The following is a 21,064-nucleotide window of genomic DNA, read 5'->3' on the forward strand; positions in this document are numbered from 1 at the left end:
ATCAAGTGAGACCTCTATGTGCGGCATCGTCGGCGCGGTCGCCCAGCGCGATATCACCCCCATCCTCGTTGAAGGCCTGAAGCGGCTCGAGTACCGGGGCTATGACTCCTGCGGCGTCGCGGTCTATACCGACGGCGAACTCAAACGCACGCGCAGCACGTCGCGCGTTGCCGAGCTGGAAGCCTTGATCGAGAAGGAACACCTGGGTGGCTACACGGGCATCGCCCACACCCGCTGGGCCACGCATGGCGAGCCCGCCACGCACAATGCCCACCCGCATTTCTCGAAAGACCGCACCGGCCACAACCGGATCGGCATCGTGCACAACGGCATCATCGAAAACCATGATGAACTGCGCACCGAACTCGAGGCTGCGGGCTACGTGTTCGAAAGCCAGACCGATACCGAAGTCATCGCCCACCTGATCAACCACGTGTACGACGGCGACTTGTTCGTGGCTGTCCAGCAGACCGTCAAACGCCTGCAGGGCGCGTATGCCATCGCCGCGTTCTGCCGCGACGAACCGCATCGGGTCGTCGGCGCGCGTCACGGCTCGCCGCTGATCGTGGGCCTGGGTGACGGTGAAAACTTCCTGGCGTCCGACGCCATGGCGCTGACCGGGACCACCGACCGTATCGTGTACCTGGAAGACGGCGACGTCGTCGACCTGCAACTGTCGCGCACCTGGATCGTCGACATCGACGGCAACCCGGTCGAGCGCCCCGTGCGTGTCGTAATGGCCTACACCGCTGCCGCTGAACTCGGCCCCTATCGCCACTACATGCAGAAGGAAATCTTCGAGCAGCCACGCGCGATCGGCGACACGCTGCAGGGCGTGGAAGCCATCACGCCCGAACTGTTCGGCGAAGGCGCTGGCGCCGTCCTGGGCGACATTGACTCGGTGCTGATCCTGGCTTGCGGCACGAGCTACTACGCCGGCCTGACCGCCAAATACTGGATCGAGTCGATTGCATCGATCCCGTGCAACGTCGAAATCGCCAGCGAATACCGCTACCGCACCAGCGTGCCGAACCCGCGTTCGCTGGTCGTCACCATTTCACAGTCGGGCGAAACGGCCGACACCCTGGCCGCACTCAAGCATGCCCGCTCGCTGGGCATGGACAAGACCCTGACCATCTGCAACGTCGCGACCAGCGCCATGGTCCGCGAATGCACCCTGGCCTTCCTGACGCGTGCCGGCGTCGAAATCGGTGTTGCATCGACCAAGGCATTCTCGACCCAGTTGATCGGGCTGTACCTGCTGACACTGACGCTGGCCAAGCTCAAGGGCCGCCTGAACGCCGAACAAGAAGCCGAAGCGATCAAGGCACTGCGCCACCTGCCCGTGGCCGTGCAATCGGTGCTGGCGCTTGAGCCGCAGATCATTTCCTGGGCCGAAGAATTCGTGCGCAAGGAACACGCGCTGTTCCTGGGCCGCGGCATGCACTACCCGATCGCGCTGGAAGGCGCACTCAAGCTCAAGGAAATCAGCTACATCCACGCCGAGGCCTATCCCGCTGGCGAACTCAAGCATGGCCCGCTGGCGCTGGTGACCGATCAGATGCCCGTGGTCACCGTCGCGCCCCAAGACCAGCTGCTCAAGAAATTGAAGTCCAACATGCAGGAAGTGCGGGCGCGCGGCGGCCAGCTGTATGTGTTTGCCGATGCAGGCAGCGACATCCGCAACGAACCCGGCGTGCACGTGATCCGCATGCCCGAGCACTACGGCTCGCTGTCGCCCATCCTGCACGTCGTGCCGATGCAGTTGCTGGCGTATCACACGGCGTGTGCACGGGGCACCGATGTCGACAAGCCGCGCAACCTGGCCAAGAGCGTGACGGTGGAGTGATCCGCAAGGACTGATGGAAAACCGCACTGCCACTTGCGAAGCCTCGGCGCACATGCCCGCCGAGGTGATTCAGACATTGACCAGCCACGCCTTGCGGGCGGCGCCGCGCAGACGACGGGACTGCCGCCGCACCGGTGGCTGATGCGCGCGCGCGTGGACCGCGCCAAGGAGCATCTGCGGCAGTCGGATCTGCCCTTGTCCCAGATCGCGGCGGTGTGCGGCTTTGCCGACCAAAGCCACTTCACGCGGGTGTTCACCCGGCTGGTCGGGACAGGCCCCGCAACGTGGCGCCGACTGCAATGATCCGGTGTCAGGCATAAACGGGTTTTTGACGGGTTCCGAGTCGGTTTACGACCCCCTTCTCGTACCGTCATACATGTAAGCCTTGACATACTTATGACAGCCTCGGCACAGCTTTCGCGGTTTCCAACGTCTGACATCGGCTGGAAGGATGAGTTTTTAGCCCTACTGGACTAGTTATTAGGTTGTAAGAACGATTCTGACAGAACGCAGGGCATCGTCGCACCGCAGATATAGTTCGACGGAGAGCATTTGGCGGTCTCTCCTAGCAAGCGACGTTGCGATTACCGCAATTGTGGGACGATCCTGAAGAGCTGGGAGGGGAGGTGGAGGGACAGTCGCAAGAACAGGAGCTAATCTACATTCCGTGAACGTCATATCACTTCGGCGAACACTTCCCCTGTTCCGCTGACGGATAAATGAGAAAAATGATTGCCATTCAAAAATTCGACGCCGACGACTGGTCCGCCGTGTGGGCCATCATCGGACCCGTGATCCGCGCCGGTGAGACGTTTGCGTACTCCCCCGAGATCAGCGAAACCGAAGCACGCAAGCTTTGGGTCGACCAGCCGGTGGCAACCTACGTAGCCAAGAACGAACGTGGTGACGTACTCGGTACCTACTACATGACGGCCAATCAGCCTGGCCTCGGTTCCCACGTCGCCAGCTGCGCCTACGTGGTTTCCGACCGCGCCAAGGGTCAGGGCATCGCCAGCCTGATGTGCGAACACTCGCAGCAGATGAGCATGCGCCTGGGTTTTCGCGCCATGCAGTTCAACATGGTCGTGGCGACCAATCTGGCCGCGGTGCAGTTGTGGCAGCGCCTGGGCTTCGAAATCATCGGCACCCTGCCCGACGCTTTCCGCCACGCTTCCCTGGGCTTCGTTGACGCCCACATCATGTACAAACGCCTTGGCGCACCGGCCGATGACCGCATGGTCATGAATGGCAGCCATGCCATGTCGCCGTGGGCCAGCCTGCCCGCGCCGTCGGGCATGCGCCGCGCCCGTCGCGTGGCCGTGCCTTGCACCGCACGCGTGGTGGTCTGCAGCGGCCATTCGTCGGGGCAGCGCCGCCATCGCAGCGACAACATGGCGCCACAAGCCGCCGCCATCCGCCGCCGCCGCGGGCGCGATCCTTACCCCTGAAATGACGTCCTAGTCCGGCAGGTCCGCCGTCTTTCCAAGACGGCGCATCGGGCAGCCATTGGCCTGACTCCGAAAATCCACTGAATGCGTATAAGTCGACTTGCGGGCGCGCATCACGCCGCCCAGCGGTTGATGTTCGACCACGCCTTTCCACGGGCCGAAGGCCATGCTGTCGTCAACCAGCGCATGGCGCGCGTCGGTCCAGGCAGGCTGCGGGTCGACGCGTATCGTGGCGACGCGCACAAAGGGGCTTTGCTCTTCAGGCCATTCCTTGGACGCATCTTCGATCGGCATGGATTCCAGGTTCGTGCACAACTGGACCTGGATCTCCCATTCGGCCGACTGGGTCGCAAAGAAGGTCTGCATGGCTTCGCGCAGGCCATCGGGCTTGTCGTCCAGGTCCACGGGCGCATCCTTCAAGGGCACCAGCCCCGCTGACACCGGCACCACGGCAATCTTGGCCACGTAGTCGCCATAGCGCAGCGGCAGCACCGTCGTATAGGTTTCGCCCAGCAAGTGGGTCAGTGGATGGCCGCCCAGGCTCTTGAGGGTGGCGCTTTCGCCCCCCACGGCCTCGATGCCCTTTTCCAACCCGCGCAGCACCGCAGACAGCGCCTGCTTCATGCCCGGCGCCTTGTCGGTGGTGCCAGCCAGCATCTTCAGGTTCTTCAAAAAGGCCTTGGGTGTGGGCACGGTGAACGCCTTGGCGTTCTGCATCACGAAGTCCTGCGAGGTCTCGTTTTCCGACCCGGGCAGGCGATCGCCGTCGACACCCAGCACCTTGACCGCCAGGCCGCGCGGCGTGGACACCTTGTCGTTCAGGATGTCGCCGGGATTGGTCGAAAAGCGCATGACGACCTCGTACGATCCGGGTGTCTTGAAGATGCCTTGGGCCAGCGTCGTCGGCAGACCCGCATCAACCTGAAGCACGCCACGCAGCAGCGCATGGCTCTTGGCGTGAACGCTGCGCTCGGCATGACCACTGTCTTCATACACGGTGGCGCTGACTTTATGCAGGGCGTCGGTCAACCCCTGGATGGTCTCCGCTTCGTCGGCTTCAGGTTGTTCCAGGTCCGCGCGATAGCGGACCGGATCGGCGGCCGTCAGCGATTGCGGAAAGGTGGCAGCGGTCATGGCAGGTTCTCTATAAAGGTTGAGTCCACGCAAAAACGCAATCGCCGTGCCCGGTTGAGCCAACCGCCGCACGCGCAAAAAAAGGCGATCGTTGCCGATCGCCTTTCTGCTTGCCTCAGCCCATGGTGCGGGGCGTTCGAACGACTCAGTGCGTGGCCGCGTCGGGCGTCAACACGCCCTCCCCGATGGCGCAGCGCACGGCATCGTCCACCGTGTCGAGCAGCACGAATTCGAGCTTCTCGCGGGCTTCGGCCGGCACGTCTTCCAGGTCCTTCGCGTTGCGCCGGGGCAGCATGACGGTCTTGATGCCGGCACGCAGCGCGGCCAACGTCTTTTCCTTCAGGCCGCCGATCGGCAGCACCTGTCCGCGCAGGCTGATCTCGCCCGTCATCGCGACATCCGAACGGATCGGCTTGTCACTCATCAGAGACGCCAGCGCCAGGTACATTGCGACGCCGGCACTGGGGCCGTCCTTGGGCGTGGCGCCCGCCGGCACGTGCACATGGATGTCGATGGTGTCCATCGAATCGCCGCGCGCGGCTTTCACCAGCGTCAGTGCCGCCTGCACCGATTCCTTCATCACGTCGCCCAGTTGACCGGTCAGGATCAAGCGCCCGGTGCCCGGCACCTTGCTGGCTTCGATGAACAGAATGTCGCCCCCCACCGGTGTCCATGCCAACCCGGTCGCCACGCCCGGCACACTAGTGCGCAGGGCCACTTCGTTTTCGAAGCGCTTGCCCCCCAGAATGCCCGGCAGGTCGTCCGCCGTGATCGTCACGGCCGCGCCCTCGCCTTCGGCCACTTGCATGGCCGTACGACGCAGCACCGCACCGATCTCGCGCTCCAGGCCCCGCACACCGGCTTCCCGGGTGTAGTCGCCCACGAGCGAGGCGATCGCATCGTCCGTAACCGTCACCTGTTCCGAGGTCAGGCCATTGGCCTTCAATTGCCGCTCGACCAGATAGCGCTTGGCGATCTGGATCTTCTCTTCCTCGGTGTAGCCGGGCAGCTGGATGATTTCCATCCGGTCGCGCAGCGGGCCGGGAATCGTGTCGAGCACGTTCGCGGTGCAGATGAACATGACCCGTGACAGGTCGAAGTCGACGCCCAGGTAGTTGTCGCGAAACTTGTGGTTCTGTTCCGGATCGAGCACTTCGAGCAGCGCGCTGGCCGGATCGCCATGGAAGCCACCGGCTCCCAGCTTGTCGATCTCGTCCAGCATCAGCACGACGTTGCTGGTCCCGGCGCGACGCATGGCCTGGATGATGTTGCCTGGCAAGGCGCCCACGTAGGTGCGGCGATGGCCACGGATTTCGGCTTCATCGTGCAGGCCGCCCATGGCCACCCGCTGGAAGGCGCGACCGGTCGCTCGGGCGATGGATTGCCCGAGCGAAGTCTTGCCCACCCCTGGAGGCCCCGAGAAGCACAGCACCGGGCTCTTGCCTTCCGGATTGAGCTTGCGCACCGCCAGGTATTCCAGGATGCGGCGCTTGATCTTGGGCAGGCCGAAGTGATCGTCGTCCAGCACCTGGCGCGCTTGGCCGATGTCGATCGGTTCCTGCGGCTCGACCTTCCACGGCAGTTCGGTCAGCCACTCCAGATAGGTGCGCACCGACGAGGCTTCGCCGCTGCCATCGGCCATCCGCTGCAGCCGCTTCAATTCCTTTTCGGCGTGCTTGTGGATGTCTTCGGGCATGCCGGCGGTATCGATGGCCGCACGCAGCGCTTCGACTTCCTGCGCCGATTCATTGCCTTCGCCCAGCGCCATCTGAATCTGCTTGAGCTGTTCGCGCAGCATGTGTTCACGCTGGCGCTCATCGAACTGCGCGCGCGTCTTGTCGCCGATTTCCTTGGACAGCTTGAGCACTTCGACGCGTGCCGACAGCGCCGCGATCACCTTGTCCAGGCGACGTTCCAGATCGAAGGTTTCCAGGATGTCCTGTTTCTCTTCGCTTTTGACGTCGACCAGGTTCGCGACCATGTCGGCCAGCGCGGCCGGCGAGTCGATGTTGCGCACGACACCGGCCAGCTCATCCGGAATGTGCGGCAGCAGGCTGATCGCTTCGATCGACCGTTCTTTCAGTTGCAGGAAGCGGGCATCGATGTCCTTGCCCTCGCCCTTGGGCTGGTCAATCATGGCGACGCGCGCCACCAGGAAAGGCCAGCCTTCCAGGAATTCGAGCACACGAAAGCGCGACTGCCCCTGCACCACGAGGTGATGGGTGTCGTCCTGGCCAGTGATGTAGCGCACGATCGGGCCGGCCGTGCCGACCCAGTACAGGTCGGACGGCGACACGTCGGTGGTCATGGGGTCGCGCTGCAGCAGGAAACCCACCTGATGTTCGTTTTTGACGGCTTCTTGCGCCGCAGCGACCGCGGTCGCACAATGCACGGTCACCGGCGAGAGCACGCCCGGAAAGAGCACGGACGCGCGCAGCGGCACGATGGCGATCGCGTCCGTGGGCAGGCGCTTGTAGGCGCCGTGGGCTGGGGTGGGTGCGGCGGCTGAACCCCCGGTGTGGGGGCCATCTTCACCGGTCCGCAGGTCCTGCATCGGGGAAACATGGATCATGGATTTACCTTTACCTTGGTCAGCGTCAGCAGCAGGCACCCGTCGGCCCATTCAGGGGGAGAAGGGTTCAGTGCGTGGAGAGGCAATGCGATGCGTCGCTCGAAACGGCCGTAAGGAATTTCGATGCGGTGAATGCGCGCCGAACGGGGCGCCGGAAACCGGCGCACGCCCGACACGGTGATCCCGTCGGGATCGAAACCGACGACGATGGCGGATGACGGTACGCCCGGCAGGGCGATATGGATCAACACTTCGTCGGCGGTTTCCACGACATCGACTGGGGGTTCCCAACAGCGGCCTTCGGCCGGCCCGTTCTGGAAAAACTGCCGGTGCAGGCGGTCGGCCTGCTCAAGCAGTGACAGGGCATCGCCCCACATCCAGGAACCCAGGTCTCGTGATCTCATGGCGCTCGTACCTCTTGCGTATAGGCACTACATGGCGATGCGCGGGGGGCTTTCAAGTGGCGGCCGACGGATGAGGCAAAAGCGCCACAGGGCGGTGCTAGACGGGCGGCTTGCCGGGCATGCCGTGTGCTGGACCGCAGTGTGCTGACAATAAGCACGCTATGGATCAGCACCCTGTCAGTCAGCACCTTGCCGATCAGCACACTGAGCGTCGGCACCGCCGGAGACCCGCCATGACCCGCACCACCGCAACGCCCCACGCAGTCCCTCACGCTTCGAACGCGAAGGGTGTCGCAAATCACGCGCCTGATGGAGGGACGTTACGGGCCGGCTCAGGCACGGCCGGCACCGCCAATGACGGCACCCCGATCGAGATCCTTCCCGATCAGCAACCGGTTCGGCTGGACGACTGCCGGCGCTGCGGCCTGTGGCACGACGCGACGCAGGGCGTGGCCGGTGCCGGGCCGAAACATGCGCCGATCATGATGGTGGGCGAGCAGCCGGGCGACAAGGAAGACCTGGCGGGCGAGCCCTTCGTCGGCCCCGCTGGCGCCATGCTGGATGCGGCGTTGAAAGAAGCCGGCGTTCCGCGCCACGATGTCTATGTGACGAACGCGGTCAAACATTTCAAGTGGGAACCGCGCGGCAAGCGCCGCATGCACAAGACACCCGCGCAGAAAGAAATCGCCGCCTGTCATTACTGGCTCGAGCAGGAACTGGAAAGCGTCGGCCCGCAGGTGGTCGTGGCCCTGGGCGCAACTGCCCTGAAGTCGGTGCTGTCGCAGCGCACCGCCACCTTGCAGAGCGTGATCGGCACCGTCATCGAGCACGACGGGCGACACGTGGTGCCGACCTACCACCCATCATTCGTGCTTCGTGCGCCGGATGAAGACACCCGCAAGCGCGCCTATGGCGCGATCGTGGAAGCGCTCAAGGTGGCGTATCGGGCCGCGGGCAAATGAGCTTGGGCCGACGTGCTGTCGTCCTGTCCCGTGACAGGCAGGCACAGACTGACGATCAGGCCAGGGCCGTCGTCGCGGTTGCGCGCCGACACGCGCCCGCCATGCCGCCGCACCGCCTCGGCCACGATCGCCAGGCCCAGGCCGACGCCGCCTGAGTTGCGATCCCTGGCCGCCGCCACGCGAAAGAAGGGTGCAAAGATGCGGTCCAGATCGGCTTGCGGCACGCCGGGTCCGCAGTCGGCAATGTCGACGCAGACCCAGTCATCTGCATCGACACGGGTATCCGCAACGAAGCGCCCTTGCGCATCATGGGCCGCGCCCGGTTCATCCTTCAATGTCACCACCACTGCCGATCCCGACGGCGCAAAGCGCAGCGCGTTGCGCAGCACGTTTTCGATGGCGCTGTGCAGGGCAACCGGATCGCCTCGCAGGCACAAGGGCCTGGATGCGCGCACCACGCGCACGCCCACCTGCCGCGTGCTGGCTTCAAAGCGCGCGTCATCGACCACCCGATCCACGATCGGGTCGAGCACCAGCGCATGCAGGGCGCCGCTGCGTGCCTCCAGGCTGGCCGACTCCAGGATGCGGCGTGTCATTTCTTCCAGGAACGCGCACTCGCGCTCGATACGGTCCAGTTGCAGGGGCAGACGTTCGCCGCCCCGGCGCGCCAGGCCCAGCGCCACCTGCAGGCGCGCCAGCGGGGATCGCAGTTCGTGCGACACGTCGCGCAGCAGCGTCTCTTTCATGGTGAGCAGGTCGCGGATGCGCGCGGCCATGGTCTCGACATCCCGCGCCAGCACACCGACGTCATCGCGCCGTTTCGACGCGCTGCCCATCGACTGCGGCGTCAGGTCGCCGGTGGCCAGCCGCCGGACGCCGGCCTGCAGATCGCGCAGCGGCAGCACCAGGTACCGGGCAAGTCCATAGCAGACCAGCCCGCTTACGGTCAGCGCAAAGGCCAGCAGCAGCCATGGCAGGTTCGGATGCCCGAAGTCGCCGAAGCCGGGTGTGAAAAGGGGATCGAAGATGAGCTCGTAGCGCGTCGAGTCGGTCAGGTAGAGCCGGCGGATATTCCACCAGGCCTGGCGGTGCGCGGCACGCAAGGTCGACTCGGGCTCCATGCCTTCGACGTAGCCGGGATCATCGACATAGCGCCGCACGGTCCGCGCGCGATAGGCCTTGATGCGGTCTTCGGCAAGTTCCGACAGGTCGCGCGACAGCACATCCTCGTTGCGGCGATCAACGATGTACACCGACAGCATCGGGTATTCGTTTTCGGTTTCGCGGATCCAGGTCCGCAGCCCGGGCAGGCCATCGGCCAACGCGATTGCGCGCGCCTCGGTGGCCAGCGCCGACGGGTCGATGGCGGCCAGCGCTTGGCTGCGGCCTGCCTCGGCGCGCGACATGACGACGATCACGCCCGTCACGATCAGCCCCATTGCCAGCCAGAAGCAGACGACGATGCGAAGGAACAAGGAGTTCACGCAAACGGCCCTGGTGTGGATGCCCCCGCCGTCAGCACATAGCCGAAGCTGCGCAAGCCGCGGATCTCGGGAAGCGATGCCTCGGGTGCGTTGGCGAATTCGCCGGCACGGCGCAGCTTGCGCCGCAGATTGCTGACGTGGGTATCCAGGCTGCGGTCGTAGGCTTCCAGGCTGCGGCCCAGCGCAAGCTCGGTCAGTTGCTCGCGGCTGACCGGGGTGCCAGCTTGCCGAACCAGCATATCCAGCACACGCAGTTCCGCAGCCGTCAGGCCCAGGTCCACGCCAGACAAGGTCGCACGCTGCGACGACGGCACCACCCGCAAGGGGCCCAGCGCCGTGGCATCGGGTTCGACAGGGGTCTCGCGGGACGGCACCTGCGTGCGTCGCAGCACCGCGCGGATGCGGGCCATCAATTCCAGCGGATCCACCGGCTTGCACAGGTAGTCGTCGGCGCCCAGTTCCAGGCCCGAGATGCGATCGGCCGCCGCGGTGCGCGCCGTCATCATGATCACCGGCACGTGCGACCGCCGCCGCAAGGCCTGCAGCAATTCGAAGCCATCGGCGCGCGGCAGCATCACATCGAGCACCACCAGATCGAAGGGCTGCTCGAGCAGCAGCGCCAGTGCCGCCACGCCATCGTGCGCCAGCGTGATGGCGTGCGCGTCGTCGCTCATGAACTCGACCAGCATCTGCGCCAGGTCAACGTCGTCTTCCACCAGCAGGATGGACAGCCGGGCGGCCGGCGCCGGCACGCCGTCCTGCGATACATACGGGCTTGCGGCCAGGCCGCCGGCAGGGGCCTGCGGTCCGGCCATCGATGCGGAATGTGGCCTGTGGGCGACGGGATGGGGAACGGAAGCGGGAATGAACATCAAGAAGTCAAAAGATAGCCAAAGTTGGGGAACCAGCCGGTCAGCCGACGCGCGTGAAACCGTATAGTAAATCAGGTTAGCAACCATTCTCATTTAGATCCTTGAGTCACGCCGTCCTTTTCATGAGTTGTCGCATGCCATCCCCTGCGTTCCGTTTTCCTGTTCCTTCGTTCCTGACTGTCGCGCTGATCGGCGCCTTCGCTACGCCTGCCGCACTGGCCCAGACCGCCTCTCCGAACCCGGTCACGCTCGACAGCGTGGTAGTGTCGGCGTCCGGCTTCGAGCAGGACATCAAGGAAGCCCCTGCGTCGATCACCGTGGTGACCAAGGAAGAACTGGACAGTGGCGCCTTTCGTGACCTGACGGACGCGTTGCGCAACGTCGAAGGCGTCAGCGTGACCGGCGCGGCCGCGCAGCAAGGCGGTGGCGGGTACGACATCAGCATTCGCGGCATGCCGGGCGCCTACACCCTGATCCTGGTCGATGGCCGCCGGCAGAACACGCGGGAAGCACGCACCAATGGCAATGCCGGCTATGAAGCCGGCTGGATTCCGCCGCTCGAAGCCATCGAGCGGATCGAAGTGATCCGCGGCGCCATGTCGTCGTTGTACGGGTCGGACGCCATGGGCGGCGTGGTCAACATCATCACGCGCAAGGTCGCCAAGAAATGGGGCGGCTCGGTCCGCGTCGAAGGCACGCTGCAGGAACGGTCGGCGTCCGGCAATTCCGGCGGCACCAACTTCTACCTGAGCGGCCCGATCAAAAACGATCTGCTGGGCCTGGCCTTGTTCGGCGGCTACTTCAACCGCGCCGAAGACGACATTCTGTATGGCTTTAACCGCGCGGAAAACACGAACCTGAATGGCCGCCTGTCGCTCACGCCGAACAAGAACCATGACATCGTGCTGGACCTGGGCCGCAGCCGGCAGGACGTCTCCTACCACCGCGGCGAGTCGGTCACCGCGACCACCGCGTCCGGACGCAGCCTGAACCAGCGCGACAACATCGCACTGACGCATACGGGCCGGTACGGTGACCTGGGTACGTCGACCGTGTCGATCTACCAGGAAGAATCCTATCGCCGCAATTTCGACCTCGAAACCGGCGCAGTGCCTGCATCGCCCAACAAGCTGCGCAACACCGTGCTCGACGGCAAGTGGACCCTGCCCCTGGGCAACCACCTGATGACCGTGGGCGGCCAGTACCGCAAGGAAGCCTTCGCCGCCAACAACTACGTGGGCCGCGAATGCATCCGCAACAATCCCGCCGACCCGTTCTTTAACTGCGTTGCCCCGGGAACACCCAACAACAGCAGTTCGTATCGCGCGATCAATGTGGCCGACTCGAAGCTGTCGACGGTGATCAAGGCGGTTTTCCTGGAAGACGAATGGCGCCTGACCGACAAGCTGATCCTGACGGGCGGCGTGCGGCTCGATGACCACGAAATCTTTGGCCGCGAAGTCTCGCCGCGTGCCTACGTGGTCTACAACCTGAGCGACGAATGGACCGTGAAGGGCGGCGTCTCGAAGGGCTACAAGGCGCCGTCCGCGCGCGACATTCTGCCGGGCTATGCGTTGTCGTCGGGCGGCGGCAATGGCGGCGGGTCCATCGTGATCCGCTCCAATCCCGATCTGCAGCCAGAGACCAGCATCAACCAGGAGATCGGCCTGCAGTACGGCAAGCGCGGCGGCATCTCGGGTGGCGTCACGCTGTTCAACAACGACTTCAAGAACAAGATTACCGAGATGACCTTGCCAGGCGTGGTGGATCCCAACTTCCCGGGCGCCACCATCCGGTCGCGCGTCAATGTCGGCGCGGCCGTGATGCGCGGCGTCGAAGCCAACCTGAAATGGCCGGTGACACGCACCGTGTCGCTGCGCGGTACCTACACGTTCATCCGGTCCAAGATCACCGATGATCCGGTCAACGGACAGACGGGTCTGCAGCTGGCGGGCACACCCAAGCAGGTGCTGAGCGCCACGGTGGAATGGAAGCCGAACGACCGCGCCACCGGCTGGACCCGCCTGCTGGCCTATGACCAGCAGATGAAGCTGAACCGCACCAGCGCCGTGCCGACAATCTCGCCAGGCTATGCGCAAGCGGACCTGGGCGGATCGTACAAGTTGACGAAGGCAACGACCTTGAGCGCCGCGATCTACAACCTGGGCGACAAGCGCCTGGACTACGACATCGCGAATCAATACATCGACGGCCGCCGCCTGTGGCTGGCCATGAACATGACCTTCTGACATGACGACGCGCACTGCTATCGACGACGGCGTTGCACCGGTCCTGCTTGCTACTGCCACGGCGGATGCCAGGCGGGCCACGCCGGCCCAAGCCCCTGCGCCGTCGATCCTTCGGTACCGCCTGCAGATCGCGTCGCGCGCCGCGGCGGCGATCTTTGGCGGCTATGCGCTGGGCGCCAGCACCGCCACCGTGCTGGCCGCCGTGCTGCCCCTGCCGCGCGTCGACGCTGTCCTGCTGACCACGATGCTGGCCTTCATCGTGCACGCCGTTGCCGCGATGTGGGCCTTTCGCTGCGCCAGCCTGACGCGCCTGTGGACGGGCCTGCTGGCCCCGTCCGCCGCGTGCTGGGCCATTGCCCACTACTTTCTCTGACAGGGTCGCGCCATGCGCATCGATGGTAAATCCGAAGGTCTGCGGCAGGCCATGTCGTGGTTCCACACGTGGTCGGGCCTGCTTTTGGGATGGCTGCTGTACGCCGTTTTCCTGACCGGCACCCTGAGCTTTTTTGTGGATGAGATCAATGCCTGGATGCGGCCCGAATTGCATCGGTCGGTGCCGCAGCCCGACACCGCGCAACGCGCCGTGGATGGCATGGCGCGGCTGGCGCCGGACGCAACGACCTGGACACTGACCCTGCCCAATGAACGGCAGAACGCGGTCGAAGCGTCGTGGCGCAAGCCCGGCGCCGCCGCCGGGCGCGCAGGCACCGAACGCGCCATGCTCGACGCCGCCACCGGTGATCCGATCACGGTGCGCGATACCCGCGCCGGCAGCTTCCTGTATCGCTTCCATTTCGAACTGCACGCCATGCCGCGCGTGTGGGGCCGATGGATCGTGGGCATCGCGACCCTGGTCATGTTCGCCGCGATCCTGAGCGGGGTCGTGACGCACAAGAAGATCTTCATCGACTTCTTCACCTTCCGCCGCAACAAGGGCCAGCGATCGTGGCTGGATGCGCACAACGCCACCGCCGTGCTTGCGTTGCCCTTGCATATCGTCATCACGTTCAGTGGCTTGCTGTTGTTGATGAACATGCTCATGCCCTTCCCGAAAGATGCGGTCTACAAGGGCGACAACGCGGCGTTCTTTGCGGAGTTCCGCGGCCAGGCGCCGGCCGCGCAGGGACAGGGTGGGCAAGGTGGTGCAGGCCAAGCAGAAGGCGGCGAAGTGCGTGGTGGCGAGGGCCGTAGCGGCGGTGGCCGGCGTGGCAACGCGGCCGTAGCTGACGGCCCGGTGCCATTGACCCCGATCGCGCCGCTGTTGGCGCAGGCTCGCGCGGCATGGCCCGACCGCGAAGTCGGCACCATTGTGGTCACGCGCCCCGGCGCCCCCGGCGCGCGCATCGAGCTGCGTGAAGACGGCGGTCGCAAGCTGACCGAGCGCGGCGGCAGCCGCAAGCTGGTATTCGATGGCCGCAACGGCGCGCTGCTCGAGCAGGACACTCCGCCCCCGCCTTCCGCCATCCGCGCCACCTACAACGTCATGACCAGCCTGCACCTGGGCCGCTTTGCCGGACCGGCCATGCGATGGGCGCTGTTCATCGGCGGAATCATCGGTACGCTGATGGTTGCCACCGGCATGGTGTTGTGGGTCGTCAAACGCCTGCCCGAGCGCCGCAAGCTGGGCGCGACGCCAAAGGGCCATCGCCTCGTGGAAGTGCTGAACGTGGCCGGCATTGCATGCTTGCCGGTGGCCATTGGCGCCTACTTCCACGCCAACCGTTTGATAGCCGCCACCTTCGCGCAGCGCAGCGCATGGGAGGTCAACACACTGTTCATCGTGTGGCTGGCTTGCCTGGTGCATGCTGCGGTCCGGCCGCATCGCAGCGCCTGGCGCGAACAGCTGGCATTGGCGGCAGGACTTTTTGTCTTCCTGCCAATATTGAACGCGCTCACCGGCGGCGCGGGGTTGATGGTCAGTGTTCCCGCCGGCTTGTGGGCGGTAGCGGGCGTCGATGCGGCCTGCCTGGTGATGGGTGCGTTGCTGGCCTTTGCTGCGTATCGCCTGCGTGGCGGCGACACGGGCGCGGTCGCGGCCAGGACGCCCGGACGCAAGGCCGAGGGCGGCAACAAAGAAGGCAGCCGGCCCGGCCGCGCCGCGCCATTGTCCGGAGCGACATCATGAGCGGCCTGGCGACCCTGCTGCTGTCCTACTCGGGTTTCGTCGGCCTGGCATTGGCGATGGAACGGCATCAGGAACAGGCGGAACTGCCAACCCTCGACAACCGCCGCAAGCTAGGCTGGCGCGTGCTTGGCTCTGTACTTTTGGTGCTGGCGCTGATGGCCGCGATCCAGACCGAAGGCACGTCGGTCGGCATCAGCTTCTGGCTTGGCATGCTCAGCATTGCCGGCATCGCGTGCGCCTTGATGTTCAGCTATGCGCCGCGTCGGGTGCTGTCGTCGGCGGCGGTCATTGGCGGAGCGGGATTGCTGGCCTGGCTGGTCTGATGACGCCGACGCCCATCCCTCACGCGGTGACCGCATCCACACCGACCCACCACGCTTCGCCCGCATGCGGCTTGGCAATGGCGACGGCTTCACCCATGCGTGGCGTCGTGACCTGCACGCCATGCTGCTTGCCGAGCGCAACGATCCGGTCGTACGGCTCGTGCCAGTCATGGAAGGCCAGATCGAACGTGCCGTTGTGGATGGGCAGCATCCACTTGCCACGCAAGTCCAGATGCGCCTGCAGGCTTTCCTCAGGCTGCATGTGCACCCCCGGCCACCGGGCGTCGTAGGCGCCCGTCTCCATCAGCGTCAGGTCAAACGGCCCGTAGCGCTCGCCAATCTGGCGAAAGCCCGCCGAATAGCCGGTATCGCCGCTGAAGAACACCCGCGTATCGCCATCCACGATGATCCACGACGCCCACTGCGTGCGATTGCCATCCCGCAGGGTGCGGCCGGAAAAGTGCTTGGCCGGCCCCGGCACGAAGCGGATGCCATCGACCTCGGACTCTTCCCACCAGGACAACTGACGCACCTTGTCTGCCGGCACGCCCCAGGCAATCAGCCGGTCACCCACGCCACGCGGCGTCAGGAACACATCCGTCTTGGGGGCGAGCGCCTGGATGCTGGCGTAATCCAGATGATCGTAATGGTCGTGCGACAGGATCACGCCGCGCAGCGGCGGCAGGTCCTTGATCGCAATGGGCGGCGCATGAAAGCGCTTGGGTCCGGCCCATTGAACAGGCGATGCGCGCTTGGAAAACACCGGGTCGGTCAGCCAGAAGCCGCCCCGCAGTTTCAGCAGCAGCGTGGAGTGCCCGAGCCGATACACCGTGTGGTCCGGCGCAGCCAGCAAAGCGGCCGCGGTCAACGTGTGCACGGGAATCCGGCCCGACGGCCGGGTGGTGCGTGGCTTGGCGAAGAACACCTTCCACATCAATTTGAGCGTGTTGAAGAGGCCCGCCTGCACGGGGCGCTGCGGGACTCGCGCGCGCAATCCGGCCAGCGGGGAAACGGCGGAAGACGGGGTATCGGACATGGACAGGACAGCTCCGGAATGGGCGCGACCAAACGGTGGCGCCATAAGCACACTGATAAGTACACTGTACGGTGTAGTTTATCCAGTGTAGGGAGTCGCGATCAAAAAGTAAACTGGCCAGTGTAAAATTTGCGGCCTGAGTGTGACTGACCTCCTTTGCGAAGCGAACGTTCCCAATGACCGATGCCCCCCGCCTGACCGACCGCAAGCGCGACGCCATTCTTGCGGCAGCCATTGCCGAGTTCCGCGCGAACGGGTTCGAGGCGACCAGCATGGACCGGATCGCCACCCGGGCGGAAGTCTCCAAGCGCACTGTGTACAACCACTTTCCGAGCAAGGAAGTGCTGTTTGCGGACATTCTGGTGCAACTCTGGAACGTGAGCGCGTCCGAACGGGAACTGGCTTATCGCAGCGACGTGCCACTGCGCGATCAGCTGCGTGAACTGCTGGCTGCCAAGCTGCGCATGCTCAATGACACGCATCTGCTCGATTTGGCGCGGGTGGCCATTGCCGCCGCCATTCATTCGCCCGAGCGGGCGCAGAACATGGTCGCGCGACTGGGCGAAAAGGAAGAAGGCCTGCTGGTGTGGCTGCGCGCGGCGCAGGACGATGGCAAGCTGCGCGGCGCCGATCCGGTATTTGCCGCGCAGCAGTTGCACGGCATGCTCAAGACCTTCGGCTTCTGGCCGCAGGTCACGATGGGCGAGGCGCCCCTGTCGGCGGGACGGCAGGAACACATCGTTGCGGCGACGATAGATATGTTCCTGGCCAGGTACGACCGGCCGGACCCCGACGGACCCGGCCGGCTCGATACCTGAGCGCCGGCTTATCTTTCATCCATAAGCCCTCAATACATAAGCGCCAGCTTATCTTTGATTGATAAGCAGCTGCTTATCAATCCAGGCTGATCTTCAGATCCTTGATCAGCTTGTGCCAGACGGCCGTCTCTTTCTGGATCAGCGCAGCGTATTCCTGCGGTGTGCCACCCACGGGCTCGACGCCGAATTCCACCAGCTTCTTGCTGACCGCGGGGGTGTGGATCGCGGCGGCCACGTTCTTCTGCAGCGTCGCGATCACCTCGGGCGGGGTGCCGGCCGGGGCGACCATGCCGACCAGCGCGGCGGCCTCGACGTTGGCCACGCCCAGTTCGGCAAAGGTCGGCACATCAGGCAGCTGCGGCAGGCGCGTGGCGTTGGCCACGGCGATCGCGCGCACCTTGCCGCCCTTGATGAAGGCATTGCCGGCGGCAAGGTCGGTCATCATCGCGGCCAGCTGACCCCCGGCCACGTCGACCAATGCCGGCGCGGCGCCCCGATAGGCAATGTGCAGCATGCGCAAGCCGGCGCGTTCCTTCAGCAATTCCATGGCTAGGTGATGCGGGCTGCCCGCTCCTGCCGACGCATAACTGAACTTGCCGGGCGCGGCCTTGACCTTGGCCATGAAGTCCTTGGCGTCCTTGATGTCGGTGGTCTGTCCCACGACCAGGATCATCGGGAAGCGGCCCATCAGGCTGACCGGCGCCAGGTCGCGCAGCGGGTCATAGCTGAGCGACTTGTACAGCGCCGGATTGAAGATCAGCGTGCCGTTGTCGGCCGACAGCACCGTCGTGCCATCGTGCGGGGCCCGCACGGTTTCGACGGCGCCAATCGCTGTGTTGCCGCCCGGACGGTTGTCGACGACAACGGTCTGGCCGGTGTTCTCGGCCAGTTGCGCGCCGATGGTCCGGGCCAGGAAGTCCGACCCGCCGCCAACGGCGTAGGGCACGATCCAGCGCAGGGGTTTGCCACTGGGCGATTGCGCCGCGGCGCTGCCGGCCAGGACCAGCCCGGACGCGAGTATCGACGCCGACAGCGCCAGCTTGATGAAGCTTTTCAAAGGTGTCTCCGGATATCGTTATGGATCGAATTATTTTCTTGATCGAACTATCGTGATGGGCGGCCCAACGCGTCAACCCTTGATCGGATGCGCAGGCAGGATGGTTCCAGTGCAGGTGCCGAAGCCGACGCGATACCCATCGCCCTGGCACCAGCCGGTCAGGATCAGTTCGTCGCCATCTTCAATGAACGTGCGGGTTTCGCCACCGTTCAACGTGATCGGCGTCTTTCCGCCGGCGGTCATTTCCAGCAAGGATCCCAGCGAGTCCGGGGTCGATCCGCTGATCGTGCCCGATCCCATCAGATCCCCGACGCGGGTGTTGGTGCCCGACACTGTGTGGTGCGCCAGTTGCTGCGCCATCGTCCAGTACATGAACTTGAAATTGGTGCGCGACAAGGTCGTGGCCTTGTCCTGACTGGCCGGGCGGATCGCGGCTTCCAGGTGCAGGTCGAAGGCGTGGTGCCCTTCATGCTGCAGGTAGGACAGCGGCACCGGGTCCTGCGGCGGCTGGGCGCAGCGGAACGGTTCCAGCGCGTCCATCGTCACGACCCAGGGCGAGATCGTCGTTGCGAATCCCTTGGCGTTGAAGGGACCGAGCGGCACGTATTCCCAGGCCTGCAGGTCACGCGCGCTCCAGTCGTTCAATAGCACCATGCCGAAGATGTGCGACTCGGCGTCTTCGCAGGCGATCGGGTCACCCAGGCCGCTCGGCACACCCACGAAGAAGCCGGTCTCGAGTTCGATGTCGAGCCGCAGGCAGGGCGAAAACACCGGCCGTTCCTGGTCGGGTTTCTTGATCTGCCCATTGGGCCGGCGCACGGGCGTGCCGCTCACGATCACCGACGAGGCGCGGCCGTTGTAGCCGATCGGGATCTCGAGCCAGTTGGGCATCAACGCGTTCTTGGGATCGCGAAACAACGCGCCCACATTGGTGGCGTGTTCGCGCGACGAATAGAAGTCGGTGTAGCCGGGAATGTCGACCGGCAGATGCATCGTGGCCTGAGCCTGCGGCACCAGCGCCGACTGCCGCAAGGCCACGTCGTCACGCAGGGTCGCGGTGTCGTCGGACAGCAGTTGCGTCAGCTGGCTGCGCACGCTGCGCCATGTGTCGCGTCCCGCCGCCATGAACGGATTGAGCGTGCGCTGGGCAAACAGCCCCGCCGGCGCATTCAACAGGCCACGCGCCTCCAGTACCGACAGATCGAGGATCTCGTCACCGATCGCCACGCCCACGCGCGGCTCGGTCGACGCTGCGGGGGTGAACACACCGAACGGCAGGTTCTGGATCGGGAAGTGCGAGTCCGCGCGATTGGCGGACGGCACCCAGCTTTTGTGAGGGGTTGTGGGGGTCGCTGGGGTCATGGGGTCTCCGGGGAAAAGTGCCGTGTCAGGTCCTGCCAGCACTGGAAGTAGTTGGCTTGCAATTGCGATGACGCCAGCGCGCGCTGCGTCGGCTTGATGATGGTGCGGGTCTCGAACATGAAAGCCATGGTGTCGCCCACCTTGTGGGGAGAACGGGTGTCGGCGTTCGAGGCCTTTTCAAACGTGCCGGCATCCGGACCATGGCCCGACATGCAGTTGTGCAGGCTGGCGCCGCCGGGCACGAAACCTTCGGCCTTGGCATCGTAGGCGCCATGCACCAGGCCCATGAATTCACTGGCCACGTTGCGGTGGAACCAGGGCGGCCGGAAGGTGTCTTCGGCCGTCAGCCAGCGCGGCGGGAAGATGACGAAGTCCAGGCTGTCGACCCCGGGCGTGTCGGTAGGCGCATGCAGCACCAGAAAAATCGATGGATCCGGATGGTCGTAGGTGATCGAGCCGATCGCATTGAAGCGGCGGAGATCATACTTGTAGGGCGCGTAGTTGCCATGCCAGGCCACCACGTCCAGCGGCGAATGCCCCATCCGCGCGCGCCACAGGCCACCGCCGAATTTGGCGATCAGGTCGAACTCGCCTTCCACGTCTTCGTAGGCCGCGTTGGGTGTCAGGAAGTCCCGCGGATTGGCAAGCCCGTTGGACCCGATCACGCCCAGGTCGGGCAGGCGCAGCAAGGCGCCGAAGTTTTCGCACACATAGCCGCGCGCGTCACCGTCGGGCAGTGTCACCCTGAAGCGGCACCCGCGCGGAATCACGGCGATCTCCTGCGGCTCCAGGGTAATGCGGCCCATCTCGGTATCCAGCACCAGGCGCCCCTGCTGCGGCACGATCAGCAGTTCGCCATCCGCGCTGTAGAAGAAGCGCGTCATGGATTGATTGGCGGCATACAGGTGAATGGCGCAGCCCTCCATCGCGTCCGCCGACCCGTTGCCTGCCATGGTGACCAGCCCATCGACAAAGTCCGTGGGCGCATCGGGCATGGGCAGCGGGTCCCACCGCAACTGATTGGGTGGCGTGGGGGGCACGCGGCCAAACTCGCTGACCAGGCGGCCGTCGTCCGGCACAGGCTCGAACGGCAGGTGCACCGCGGCCGGCCGGATCCGGTACAGCCAGGACCGGCGGTTATGACTGCGCGGCGCCGTGAATGCGGTGCCGGACAGCTGCTCCGCATACAGGCCATAGGGCGCGCGTTGCGGCGAGTTGCGGCCTTCGGGCAAAGCGCCCGGCAAGGCCTCGGTCGCGAATTCATTGGCGAAGCCCGACATGTATCCGGCGTCGGACGCAAAGCCGGCCGCGGGCTGGCTGGGCGGAGTGGCTGACGAGTTCATGAGCATCCTGAAAGAAAAGTGACGAC

At 65.0% G+C, this 21,064-nt stretch carries 18 protein-coding genes; 9 read left to right on the plus strand and 9 right to left on the minus strand.

Features of this window, described 5'->3' with window-relative positions:
* The first annotated feature begins 16 nt into the window (after positions 1 to 16).
* The 3 genes from glmS (at position 17) to IE116_RS15140 (ending at position 3,297) form a co-directional block, all read left to right on the plus strand.
* Positions 17 to 1,849 (plus strand): glutamine--fructose-6-phosphate transaminase (isomerizing), encoded by a 1,833-nt coding sequence (glmS, locus tag IE116_RS15130; protein WP_189613710.1) that lies wholly within the window; start codon positions 17 to 19, stop codon positions 1,847 to 1,849.
* Positions 1,850 to 1,882: 33 nt separating this feature from the next.
* Positions 1,883 to 2,152, plus strand: a complete 270-nt coding sequence (locus IE116_RS26080) for a helix-turn-helix domain-containing protein (RefSeq protein WP_189613712.1) — start codon at positions 1,883 to 1,885, stop codon at positions 2,150 to 2,152.
* A 425-nt stretch (positions 2,153 to 2,577) separates the two neighbouring features.
* Positions 2,578 to 3,297 carry a GNAT family N-acetyltransferase gene (locus IE116_RS15140; protein WP_189613714.1) on the plus strand — a complete coding sequence of 240 codons (720 nt, stop codon included), beginning with the start codon at positions 2,578 to 2,580 and terminating at the stop codon, positions 3,295 to 3,297.
* A gap of 9 nt (positions 3,298 to 3,306) precedes the next feature.
* Here the strand turns inward: IE116_RS15140 and IE116_RS15145 are convergent, their stop codons facing one another.
* The 3 genes from IE116_RS15145 to IE116_RS15155 form a co-directional block, all read right to left on the minus strand.
* On the minus strand, positions 3,307 to 4,431 hold the full coding sequence (locus IE116_RS15145) for a catalase family protein (protein WP_189613717.1): 1,125 nt from the start codon (positions 4,429 to 4,431) through the stop codon (positions 3,307 to 3,309).
* Positions 4,432 to 4,576: 145 nt separating this feature from the next.
* Positions 4,577 to 7,003, minus strand: coding sequence for an endopeptidase La (gene lon / locus IE116_RS15150; RefSeq protein WP_189613718.1), 2,427 nt, complete (start codon positions 7,001 to 7,003; stop codon positions 4,577 to 4,579).
* Positions 7,000 to 7,407 carry an Hsp20/alpha crystallin family protein gene (locus tag IE116_RS15155; RefSeq protein WP_189613721.1) on the minus strand — a complete coding sequence of 136 codons (408 nt, stop codon included), beginning with the start codon at positions 7,405 to 7,407 and terminating at the stop codon, positions 7,000 to 7,002. The genes lon and IE116_RS15155 overlap by 4 nt, the downstream gene beginning before the upstream one ends.
* Positions 7,408 to 7,640: 233 nt before the next feature.
* Here IE116_RS15155 and IE116_RS15160 point away from each other — a divergent pair, with 233 nt between their 5' ends.
* Positions 7,641 to 8,369: a UdgX family uracil-DNA binding protein gene (locus IE116_RS15160; RefSeq protein ID WP_189613723.1), complete on the plus strand. Its 729-nt coding sequence runs from the start codon at positions 7,641 to 7,643 to the stop codon at positions 8,367 to 8,369.
* Here IE116_RS15160 and IE116_RS15165 read toward each other — a convergent pair.
* The gene (locus IE116_RS15165) at positions 8,315 to 9,853 is read right to left on the minus strand and encodes an ATP-binding protein (protein ID WP_189613725.1); all 1,539 of its coding nucleotides are present in this window, start codon (positions 9,851 to 9,853) and stop codon (positions 8,315 to 8,317) included. The two genes, IE116_RS15160 and IE116_RS15165, sit on opposite strands and share 55 nt — an antisense overlap.
* A complete protein-coding gene (locus IE116_RS15170; RefSeq protein WP_189613728.1) occupies positions 9,850 to 10,668 on the minus strand; it encodes a response regulator transcription factor in 819 nt (272 codons plus the stop codon). The genes IE116_RS15165 and IE116_RS15170 overlap by 4 nt, the downstream gene beginning before the upstream one ends.
* 191 nt (positions 10,669 to 10,859) lie before the next feature.
* On the opposite strand from IE116_RS15170, the gene IE116_RS15175 reads away from it, so the two are divergent.
* The 4 genes from IE116_RS15175 to IE116_RS15190 are packed head-to-tail and all read left to right on the plus strand — an operon-like array spanning position 10,860 to position 15,422.
* Positions 10,860 to 12,974, plus strand: a complete 2,115-nt coding sequence (locus IE116_RS15175) for a TonB-dependent receptor domain-containing protein (RefSeq protein ID WP_189613730.1) — start codon at positions 10,860 to 10,862, stop codon at positions 12,972 to 12,974.
* A gap of 1 nt (position 12,975) precedes the next feature.
* Positions 12,976 to 13,347 carry an iron transporter gene (locus tag IE116_RS15180; RefSeq protein WP_229828195.1) on the plus strand — a complete coding sequence of 124 codons (372 nt, stop codon included), beginning with the start codon at positions 12,976 to 12,978 and terminating at the stop codon, positions 13,345 to 13,347.
* A 12-nt stretch (positions 13,348 to 13,359) separates the two neighbouring features.
* Positions 13,360 to 15,099, plus strand: a complete 1,740-nt coding sequence (locus IE116_RS15185; RefSeq protein ID WP_189613732.1) for a PepSY-associated TM helix domain-containing protein — start codon at positions 13,360 to 13,362, stop codon at positions 15,097 to 15,099.
* A complete protein-coding gene (locus IE116_RS15190; RefSeq protein ID WP_189613734.1) occupies positions 15,096 to 15,422 on the plus strand; it encodes a DUF3325 domain-containing protein in 327 nt (108 codons plus the stop codon). Before IE116_RS15185 ends, IE116_RS15190 begins: the two co-directional genes overlap by 4 nt.
* A 19-nt stretch (positions 15,423 to 15,441) precedes the next feature.
* On the opposite strand, the gene IE116_RS15195 is transcribed toward IE116_RS15190, so the two are convergent.
* On the minus strand, positions 15,442 to 16,458 hold the full coding sequence (locus tag IE116_RS15195) for an MBL fold metallo-hydrolase (protein WP_189613735.1): 1,017 nt from the start codon (positions 16,456 to 16,458) through the stop codon (positions 15,442 to 15,444).
* A 176-nt stretch (positions 16,459 to 16,634) separates the two neighbouring features.
* On the opposite strand from IE116_RS15195, the gene IE116_RS15200 reads away from it, so the two are divergent.
* Positions 16,635 to 17,276 carry a TetR/AcrR family transcriptional regulator gene (locus IE116_RS15200; RefSeq protein ID WP_189613737.1) on the plus strand — a complete coding sequence of 214 codons (642 nt, stop codon included), beginning with the start codon at positions 16,635 to 16,637 and terminating at the stop codon, positions 17,274 to 17,276.
* 76 nt (positions 17,277 to 17,352) lie between these two features.
* On the opposite strand, the gene IE116_RS15205 is transcribed toward IE116_RS15200, so the two are convergent.
* From IE116_RS15205 to hmgA, 3 genes are all read right to left on the minus strand, one after another.
* Complete coding sequence (locus IE116_RS15205; protein WP_189613739.1) at positions 17,353 to 18,333, minus strand: Bug family tripartite tricarboxylate transporter substrate binding protein; 981 nt, start codon at positions 18,331 to 18,333, stop codon at positions 17,353 to 17,355.
* A 72-nt stretch (positions 18,334 to 18,405) separates the two neighbouring features.
* The gene (gene fahA, locus IE116_RS15210; RefSeq protein ID WP_189613741.1) at positions 18,406 to 19,695 is read right to left on the minus strand and encodes a fumarylacetoacetase; all 1,290 of its coding nucleotides are present in this window, start codon (positions 19,693 to 19,695) and stop codon (positions 18,406 to 18,408) included.
* On the minus strand, positions 19,692 to 21,038 hold the full coding sequence (gene hmgA, locus IE116_RS15215; RefSeq protein WP_189613743.1) for a homogentisate 1,2-dioxygenase: 1,347 nt from the start codon (positions 21,036 to 21,038) through the stop codon (positions 19,692 to 19,694). Before hmgA ends, fahA begins: the two co-directional genes overlap by 4 nt.
* Positions 21,039 to 21,064 lie beyond the last annotated feature (26 nt).

This window comes from Pigmentiphaga litoralis, from assembly GCF_014651835.1.
Lineage (GTDB): Bacteria > Pseudomonadota > Gammaproteobacteria > Burkholderiales > Burkholderiaceae_B > Pigmentiphaga > Pigmentiphaga litoralis.

Bases quoted from the DNA above. Each gene is read 5' to 3' on its own strand.
- IE116_RS15190 (WP_189613734.1), top strand. From the start codon at position 15,096: ATGAGCGGCCTGGCGACCCTGCTGCTGTCCTACTCGGGTTTCGTCGGC.
- IE116_RS15160 (WP_189613723.1), top strand. From the start codon at position 7,641: ATGACCCGCACCACCGCAACGCCCCACGCAGTCCCTCACGCTTCGAAC.
- glmS (WP_189613710.1), top strand. From the start codon at position 17: ATGTGCGGCATCGTCGGCGCGGTCGCCCAGCGCGATATCACCCCCATC.
- IE116_RS15195 (WP_189613735.1), bottom strand. From the start codon at position 16,458: ATGTCCGATACCCCGTCTTCCGCCGTTTCCCCGCTGGCCGGATTGCGC.
- IE116_RS15155 (WP_189613721.1), bottom strand. From the start codon at position 7,407: ATGAGATCACGAGACCTGGGTTCCTGGATGTGGGGCGATGCCCTGTCA.
- IE116_RS15180 (WP_229828195.1), top strand. From the start codon at position 12,976: ATGACGACGCGCACTGCTATCGACGACGGCGTTGCACCGGTCCTGCTT.
- lon (WP_189613718.1), bottom strand. From the start codon at position 7,003: ATGATCCATGTTTCCCCGATGCAGGACCTGCGGACCGGTGAAGATGGC.
- IE116_RS15185 (WP_189613732.1), top strand. From the start codon at position 13,360: ATGCGCATCGATGGTAAATCCGAAGGTCTGCGGCAGGCCATGTCGTGG.
- IE116_RS15145 (WP_189613717.1), bottom strand. From the start codon at position 4,431: ATGACCGCTGCCACCTTTCCGCAATCGCTGACGGCCGCCGATCCGGTC.
- fahA (WP_189613741.1), bottom strand. From the start codon at position 19,695: ATGACCCCAGCGACCCCCACAACCCCTCACAAAAGCTGGGTGCCGTCC.
- IE116_RS15140 (WP_189613714.1), top strand. From the start codon at position 2,578: ATGATTGCCATTCAAAAATTCGACGCCGACGACTGGTCCGCCGTGTGG.
- IE116_RS15175 (WP_189613730.1), top strand. From the start codon at position 10,860: ATGCCATCCCCTGCGTTCCGTTTTCCTGTTCCTTCGTTCCTGACTGTC.
- IE116_RS15200 (WP_189613737.1), top strand. From the start codon at position 16,635: ATGACCGATGCCCCCCGCCTGACCGACCGCAAGCGCGACGCCATTCTT.
- hmgA (WP_189613743.1), bottom strand. From the start codon at position 21,038: ATGAACTCGTCAGCCACTCCGCCCAGCCAGCCCGCGGCCGGCTTTGCG.
- IE116_RS15170 (WP_189613728.1), bottom strand. From the start codon at position 10,668: ATGGCCGGACCGCAGGCCCCTGCCGGCGGCCTGGCCGCAAGCCCGTAT.